The sequence below is a fragment of the Betaproteobacteria bacterium genome (genome assembly GCA_016713305.1).
Lineage (GTDB): Bacteria > Pseudomonadota > Gammaproteobacteria > Burkholderiales.
Map to the genome: position 1 here is coordinate 62217 of JADJPK010000023.1, position 8215 is coordinate 70431.

The 8215-nt window shown below is 64.3% G+C and carries 6 protein-coding genes, 1 other RNA gene and 1 pseudogene; all 8 read left to right on the forward strand.

Annotated features, from left to right (window positions below; translation table 11 throughout):
• The first annotated feature begins 292 nt into the window (after positions 1-292).
• Positions 293-2446 carry an OmpA family protein gene (locus tag IPK20_21525; GenBank protein ID MBK8019012.1) on the forward strand — a complete coding sequence of 718 codons (2154 nt, stop codon included), beginning with the start codon at positions 293-295 and terminating at the stop codon, positions 2444-2446.
• A gap of 52 nt (positions 2447-2498) precedes the next feature.
• Complete coding sequence (locus IPK20_21530; protein ID MBK8019013.1) at positions 2499-3821, forward strand: TRZ/ATZ family hydrolase; 1323 nt, start codon at positions 2499-2501, stop codon at positions 3819-3821.
• Between the two features lie 17 nt (positions 3822-3838).
• Positions 3839-4540 (forward strand): bifunctional 2-polyprenyl-6-hydroxyphenol methylase/3-demethylubiquinol 3-O-methyltransferase UbiG, encoded by a 702-nt coding sequence (ubiG, locus tag IPK20_21535; protein MBK8019014.1) that lies wholly within the window; start codon positions 3839-3841, stop codon positions 4538-4540.
• Positions 4537-5203, forward strand: a pseudogene (locus IPK20_21540) (HAD-IA family hydrolase). Before ubiG ends, IPK20_21540 begins: the two are co-directional and overlap by 4 nt.
• A 64-nt stretch (positions 5204-5267) precedes the next feature.
• Positions 5268-5629, forward strand: a transfer-messenger RNA (tmRNA) gene (gene ssrA, locus IPK20_21545).
• 380 nt (positions 5630-6009) lie between these two features.
• Complete coding sequence (locus IPK20_21550; protein MBK8019015.1) at positions 6010-7083, forward strand: AAA family ATPase; 1074 nt, start codon at positions 6010-6012, stop codon at positions 7081-7083.
• Positions 7062-7376: a hypothetical protein gene (locus IPK20_21555; protein ID MBK8019016.1), complete on the forward strand. Its 315-nt coding sequence runs from the start codon at positions 7062-7064 to the stop codon at positions 7374-7376. Before IPK20_21550 ends, IPK20_21555 begins: the two co-directional genes overlap by 22 nt.
• A 366-nt stretch (positions 7377-7742) precedes the next feature.
• Positions 7743-8215, forward strand: a 473-nt coding sequence (locus IPK20_21560; GenBank protein MBK8019017.1) for a hypothetical protein, incomplete at its 3' end; no start/stop codon positions are given.

An 8215-nucleotide genomic window follows, 5' to 3' on the forward strand; every position in this document is an offset into this window, starting at 1 on the left:
GCAGGAGGCGACACCCACGCTTTCGATGCGAACCACTGCAACCAGGCCGCGTCCGAGAACCGGACTCAGCAGGATGCCGCGATTGCCGAGCGCAAAGCAGTGCGCGACGCCAAGGCGTCGGCCAAGGCGGAGGCCATGGACCGCGCGAAGGCCACTCTGCCCGGCGGCCAGTCCGACTTCCGTGTGCGCCGCAACGGCGGCATCCGGATTCTCGACGGGTTCGGAAGGGAGTGCATCCGTGACGGGTCCAGCGTTGCGCCTTCCGGAGACTGCGGCAACGAATCATTCCAGAGTGCGCGGGATACCGAAGAGGCGGTCGCGGCAGCGCGCGGCCAAGCGGGAAGCCAAGGCGGCCGCGGCCGCCCCCAGGGAGCCTGTCGCCCCCGGCGCATTGCTGTCCGAAGGCGTCTTCGGCTCGTACGTAACGAAGGCGGGCGCCCAGGATCCCTCCAAGGAGATCCGCGATGGCTACGGCCGCAGTTGCATCAAGGACGGCCTGTGGACACCCGGCACTGCGAACGAGCAGTGCCATCCCGAACTCTTCAATGAATGGCGGACGGCTCATCCGGCCGCGGAGCCGTCGAGTGATCTGGCGAAGCGGATCGAGATGCCGCCTCCCGAGGTGGACAGAGCAGCACGTGCGGCGACACCGGTCACGATCGATCCGAACGGTCCGCAGCAGCCTGATGCGGGTCCGGGCATCGCGCCGCCTCCCGAGAAGGTCGTTTCGACGCCTTCCATCATCGACAACACGCTGCCCACCTTCCCCGTCACCACCTACGCGGCGGAACCCTCGGCGGAATCTTCCCTGCTCGCATCCGATGACGACGACGATGACGAGGGTGACGACGACGATGAAGTCTCGTCCAACGATACGCCTGATGACGACAGCCCGGCGGCCGAGACCGGCGACGGGCCGGCCATGCTGGCAGAAGACGATGCCATGCCGGAACCGGCGCCCGTGGCGGAAGCGGATGACGACGAAGAGGACGACTCGGTGGCTGCCCTCGACGCCGACGAGGATGGCGGTGACGATCCGGAGGCTGTAGCCGGGGGAGAAGTCATTCGCGACGACGAGAACCTCGCGCTCGCGGATGAGTCGGATGACACCGAAGCTTCTTCGCTGATGGACGATGAGCACGCTCCACTCCTGGTGGATGACGATGCTGCCGACGCAGCCCCCGTGGCGGCGGCAGACGCGGACGAAGCGGAAGAGCCCGTGGCTGCTGCCGACGAGACCGAGGATGTCGAAACGGCTTTCCTGGGCGATGTCGAGGAGCCGGCTCCTCCCGTAGCGGCCCTGGACCCGAACGGCCCGGCACAGCCCGACCCGGGCCCCGGTGTCGCCCCGGCCCCCGAGAGGATCACTCCGTCCACTTCCGTGGTGGACAACAGCCTGCCTGCCTTCCCCATCACGCGTTACACCGCGGAACCGGCGGAAGATGAAGCGCCCGTCGCCGCCATGATGGACGACGACGACACCGAAGACGATCAGGTCGCTTCGGTCGAGGAAGACGAAGACGAACCGGTGTTCCCCGCCGATCAGCCTGCCGAAGTGCTCGCGCAGGAAGAGGTCCCGGCCACGGCCATGACGGACGACGACGACGCCGAAGACGATCAGGTCGCTGCCGCCGAGGAAGACGAGGACGAACCGCTGTTCCCGGCCGATCAGCCTGCCGACGTGCTTGCGCAGGAAGAGACGGGAGTGACGGATTCTGCCGAGACGTCATCTCTCGTGGGCGAGGCGGACGACGAGGAACCGGCGGATACGGAGGAAGAAAGCGACTACACGGATATCCCCACCCCGGAAGAAATGCTGTCCGAGCAGGACCGGTCGGTCCCTGAGACTCCCGCAGTCGTTGCAGCAGCGGAACCCGCGCCGGCACCTGTCGCACCGGCCCCCGCCCCTGCCCCGGCGCAGAGCGAACCAGCCGCCGAATTTCCTGTCACCAAGTACGAGTACACGCCCGACAGGATCGCTCAAGCGGAAGAGCCCAAGCCCGCCCAGCCTCAGGCGACGGCTCCCAGGGCCGCTCCCGAGGTCGAATGCCCGCCTGTCACCATCCAGATGGAACCGGGCCGGTTCGATTTCGACAAGTGGCAGCTTCGTCCCGAGCTGACCGCCCAGCTCGATGCGGTCGCGGAGAAGCTCAAGAGTGCCAAGTGCGAGGCCATCACGATCACCGGCCACACCGATCGCATCGGCTCCAAGAAGTACAACCAGAAGCTTTCCGAGCGTCGCGCCGAGGCCGCCAAGAAGTATCTGGTCGAGAAGCACGGCATCGACGGCAATCTGATCAGTACCGCAGGCAAGGGCAAGACGGCACCGCTCACCCAGGCGGCTGACTGCAAGGGCAAGCGCAAGAAGGCCTTGATTGCGTGCCTGGCGCCGGATCGCCGGATCGAGGTGACGGTGCGCGTCGCAGGCCAGAGCACCAACAAGTAAGACTTTCCGTTCCACTTGCGAAGAGCCCGCCGAGACGACGGGCTCTTTTTTTATGCCGACATCCCCAGCAGACACCCAGATCCTTCGAGCCCGTTGGATAGCACCGGTCGCCCCGGAGGAGGCGGTACTCCACGACCACGCTGTGGTCGTCGAAGGCGATGGGATCGCCGCCCTGCTGCCCCTGCAGGACGCGCAGAGGCGGTACCCTCATGCCCGTGTTGTGGACCTTGATGAGCACATCCTCATACCCGGCCTGGTCAACGCGCATACGCATGCCGCGATGACTCTGATGCGGGGCATCGCGGACGACCTGCCTCTCATGCGATGGCTCGAGGAGCACATCTGGCCGGCGGAGGCGAAGCATGTCTCTCCGGAGTTCGTGCACGACGGCACCCTGCTCGCCATTGCGGAATCCCTGCGGGGCGGAGTCACCTGCTTCAACGACATGTACTTCTTCCCGGAAGTCGCTGCCCAGGCTGCCGTCGAAACGGGGATGCGCATGTCCGTAGGCATGATCGTCATCGAGTTTCCGACGCGCTATGCCGCCGATCCCCAGGACTACCTGGCCAAGGGGTTGGCGATGCGGGATGCTCTGAAGCGGGAACCGCGACTGTCGTTCTGCCTTGCACCTCACGCGCCGTACACCGTCAACGATCAGACCTTCGAGCGTGTAATGGTCCTGGCGGAACAGCTCGACGTTCCCGTGCACCTGCACCTGCACGAGACCATCGGCGAGATCCAGCAGTCGTTGGCTCTTCACATGAAGCGGCCCATCGAGCGCATGGAACGGCTCGGCGTGCTGAGCCCGCGGCTGATCGCCGTGCATGCGGTCCACCTGCTGGACGAGGAGATCAAGGCGCTGGCCCGCAACGGCTGCAGCATCGCGCACTGTCCCAGCTCGAACCTCAAGCTGGCAAGCGGCATTGCGCCGGTGGCGGAATGTCTGGACGCAGGCGTGAACGTCTCTCTGGGTACCGATGGTGCTGCCAGCAACAACCGGCTGGACATGTTCGAAGAAATGCGGCTCGCGGCCTTGCTGGCGAAGGCGGCAAGCGGAAAGGCGGATGTCCTGCCCGCACACCGCGCGCTGAAGATGGCCACGCTCGACGGTGCAAGAGCCCTTGGGCTGGATCGCCGCATCGGCTCCATCGAGCCGGGCAAACAGGCGGATCTCGTCGCCGTGAACCTGTCGGCGCTTGAGCTGTCTCCGTGCTTCGATCCCCTTTCGCACCTTGTCTATGCTGCCAGTCGTCAGGACGTGAGCCATGCCTGGGTGGATGGCCAACTCCTCCTCTCGGACGGCCGCCTTACCCGCATGGACACGGAGCAGCTCCGCAACCGGGTCGAGCGCTGGCGCACGGCGCTGATACTGTAAGGAATTCCCCCTCCATCATGATCAACGTCGATAACGCCGAACTGGAAAAATTCGCTGCGCTGGCGCACCGCTGGTGGGACCCCAACAGCGAGTTCAAGCCGTTGCACGACATCAATCCGCTGCGCCTCGACTACATCGATCGCGCGTCGGGCGGACTCGCCGGCAGGCGCGTACTGGATGTAGGGTGCGGCGGCGGCATTCTGTCGGAGTCGATGGCTGGCCGTGGCGCGGCCGTGATCGGCGTGGACCTCGGCGAGAAAGCCCTCAAGGTGGCGCAGTTGCACCTGCTCGAATCGGGACACAGCGTCGACTACCGGCTGCAGTCGGCCGAAACCGTGGCGCAGACCGAACCGGCGAGCTTCGATGTCGTCACCTGCATGGAGATGCTCGAGCACGTGCCGGATCCCGCGGCTACGGTGCAGGCGTGTGCAGCGGCCGCCAAACCGGGAGCTTCGCTGTTCTTTTCGACGATCAATCGCAATCCCAAAGCGTATCTCTTCGCCATCGTCGGAGCCGAGTACGTCCTCAAGCTCCTTCCCCGCGGCACGCATCAGTACGAGAAATTTCTCAAGCCCTCGGAGCTGTCCGGCTTCTGCCGGAGTGCCGGGCTGGAGACCGCCGAGGTCATCGGCATGACCTACAACCCCCTTTCCCGCGTCTACTCGCTGGGCCGGGATGCATCGGTCAATTACATCCTGCACGCGCGCAAACCGGCATGATCCGCGCCGTATTGTTCGACCTCGACGGCACTTTGGCGGACACGGCGCCCGACCTGGCCGGGGCCCTCAATCGTCAACGCGTGATCCGCGGCATGGAACCCCTTGCCGCTCGGTGAACTACGCCCGCACGCATCGAGCGGTGCCCGTGGTCTGCTCGGCGCGGGTTTCGGCATTGCTCCGGGGCACGAAGACTTCGAGTCGATGCGCGAGGAGTTCCTGCGGTTCTACGAGACCGACATCGCCGCGGAGACCACCCTCTTCGAAGGCGTGACGGACCTTCTGGACACGCTGGAAGCGCGCCGGCTCGCCTGGGGCATCGTGACCAACAAGATCGAGCGCTTCACTCTGCCTCTGGTCAGGCTGATCGGACTGTCGCCCCGGACACCTTGCGTGATCTCGGGCGACACGACGCCTCACGCCAAGCCCCATCCTGCCCCACTGCTGGAAGCGGCGGTCCGTCTTGGCATCGAGCCCCGGGCCTGCCTTTACGTGGGAGACGACGAGCGTGACATTGTGGCAGCACGGGCCGCGGGCATGAGATCCGTTGCCGTGCGCTATGGGTACCTGGGAGTGGCCTCCCCTCCCGAAGCGTGGGGCGCCGACGCGATCATCGACACACCCCTGGGCCTATTGAATTTCCTTCCGCCAGCACCACCTGTGTGATAATTCGGCGGGTAGGTAACTCGGGGCGTTCGTGGATGCCCCGATGCCGATCACCACAGACTCCGGGGGCGCTCCGGTTTCGACGTGGGTCGCAAAGCAGTTCAGTGCATGCCGAGGCCCAGTTACCTCGTAAATCCACTGGAAATCGACAGTCGCCAACGACGACCGTTACGCTCTCGCGGCTTAATCCCCGCGGGACTCTGCACCGGTATGGCCTAGGGCCGGCTAGCGCAAGCTAGAGCAGAGTCATTTACTAGGTCTAGCGTCGTCTCGGGTCACTTGAGCCGACGTTAAATCCAAGGTGACTCGCTTCACGTCAGCTTGCCGGTCGGCGGGCGTGCGGTCAGTACAAATGATCAGGCTAAGCATGTAGGGCTGGCTGTGGAGGGCTTACGGACGCGGGTTCGATTCCCGCCGCCTCCACAATATATAAAGGTCAACCGTTCTCGGTTGGCCTTTTTCTTTGCGCGCTCCCGCGTGTTCGCGGGGACTCCTGCGGATTCCTGCGGACTTCCTTCCCCGACCGTCTCGTCCGCCTCGGGCCCCATTTCGCTCTCTCCGCGCCGTTTTTCTCTCCGGCCTCGCTCCCCGATGAAGGGCCGAAGTCCGCAAGGGTCGTCGGCGGCCCCTTTAAATATCAACAAGTTACGTGCTGACCGTTCAAGCGGTTGGATGAAGGCATCGCTTGTCCAGAGGAAACGGCACGCCGGCTTACTTGCTGCTTGCGTAAACAAACTAGCCGCTCTGTTGACACAATAAACAAACACGCCTACGATTGGTTCAACTGAAACAAGTCGTGGGGCATCATGGATCCGAGCAACCTCGTCGGCATCAGCGAGATCGCCGATCTCGCCAAGGTCACTCGCCAAGTCGTCAGCAACTGGCGCCAGCGCTATGACCACTTTCCGCGCCCGGTGAAAACGCTCCAGAGCGGCCCGGTCTGGGATCGAGAGGTGGTCGAGGCCTGGGTCAAGAACTTCAAGGGCGAAGCCACGCACGTCCTGAGTTTCATCAACCTGAAGGGCGGCGTCGGCAAGACCACGACCGCGGTCGGCGTCGCTGAAATCCTTGCGCAGGAAGAGCGCAAGCACGTTCTGGTCGTGGATCTCGACCCGCAGACCAACGCCAGTGTCACGCTGATCTCCGAGGAACGCTGGGCGGAGATGGACAAGGCGGGGCAGACGGTCGCCCAACTGTTCGCCGATCGGCTGAACCCCAACGATCCGCCGAAGTTCGAGATCGAGAAATCCATCGCCCGCGGCGTCTCCACCATCAACGATGGCATTGCGCGTCTCGACCTGCTGCCGTCGAGCATACGTCTGATCGACATTCAGGACCGCATCCCGATGATCGCGTTGTCGGGCAACTTCACCGTCAACCCGCTGGACATCCTGAAGCACGCCCTGCAGCCGGTCATCGACCGGTACGACTACGTGATCATCGACTGCCCGCCCAGCCTCGGGATCGTCACCAAGAACGGCCTGCGCATTTCCACGGGATACGTCATTCCCACCATCCCAGACATCCTCTCCACCTGGGGCATCTACCAGATCGTCGACAACGTCCAGCGTTTTGCCGACGACATCGATCGGCCCATCCCGTCGCTCGGCATCGTCGCCACCAAGGTTCAGGGCAACAATCTCCATCGCCGCGTCATGGATGACCTGGGCGCCGGGCGTCTCGGTCGTTTCGGCGAAGCGGGTGCGCTGCCCCAGCCGCCCCTCTTCGCCAACAGCATTCCACAGACCGTGAATGTCGCACGTGGCGCGGACGTGGATGCCGACATCCGCACATTCAAGGGAAAATACGGCACGGCATACGAATCCATCCGCGGGCTGGCCAAGGAAATCAAAACACTATGCGAAACGAGAAAGCCCTGATCAAGCTGCTGCGCGGGCTGGTCGATCTCCTTGCCGACGAAGCGGGGCGCAACCCCGACTTCGCCGCGCGCCTGGATGATGTGTTGACCAGTCTGCCGGCAGGGTCAGCCAAGCCCCCCAAACAACGCGCCACGCCGCCCGCCGAACTGCCGGACATTCATGCTGAATGGAACCAGCGCAGCGAAACCGACTTCCGCCTGTGGCTGCGCGACCAGCCGATGCCGGTGCTACGCGCCCTGGTTCGAACCCACGACTTCGACCCCACCCGCCGCGACCAAGTGGAAGGAAGCTGAAAAACTCGCCGACTTCATCGCTGACGGCCTGAAGGCCCGCCTGGCGCGTGGCTCGTCATTCCTCGGGCGGGGGACAACGTCATGAATCTCAGGTCCATGAGTCCGTGTAACCACTGTCAGACCCAGGAAGAGTGAACAGCCCATGTTCCACCTCACTGCACGTGTTGCTTGGCACGATTCGCGTTGGAATGGAGCCGTCTGCCGCAAGCCTTCCTGCAATTCTTTCTGCGCGGCTCTCGACCGCATCCGCCTGGAGCGCGATGACGCCCGTGAGGATGCTCTGGCAGGGAAGCGATGGAGCACTCTGGACCCGGACGAGCTGCCCGCGTGCAAGGCCGAGTCGGGCGCGTTCATGAACGAAGATGAGTGGTCGCGGCGGCTCGTTCACCCCCGGCATCAAAGAAAGCCGAGGAGACGCACGGCCACCTCAAGCCGACGCTGGTCAGGGTCCCGTCCTACGCCACGTTCGTGGTGCCGTTCGCGTGGATGCTCCGTAGCGAGCAGGCGGTGATCGACGAACGGCTTCCGACACCGCTTCCGCCCGACGAGGAGTCCCCGTTCGCGAGTCCTTGGGTCTTCGGCCGCGAGCGACAGGAGGCGATCCTCAAGCTGTTCTCGAGCAGGCTCACGCCAGAGCGGTCGCTGGTGTTCTTCTACTGCAAGGAGGGCCAGCCGCTCGACGACACCATTCCGCGGCTCGTGATGGGCGTCGGGAGGATCGCGACAGTCGCACAGCCGAAGGCCTACGACGTCACAAAGACGAAGCCCACGCACCTCATGTGGGACCTGCTCATTCGGCACACCATCCGACCCGACGGAGAGGACGGCTTCCTGCTCCC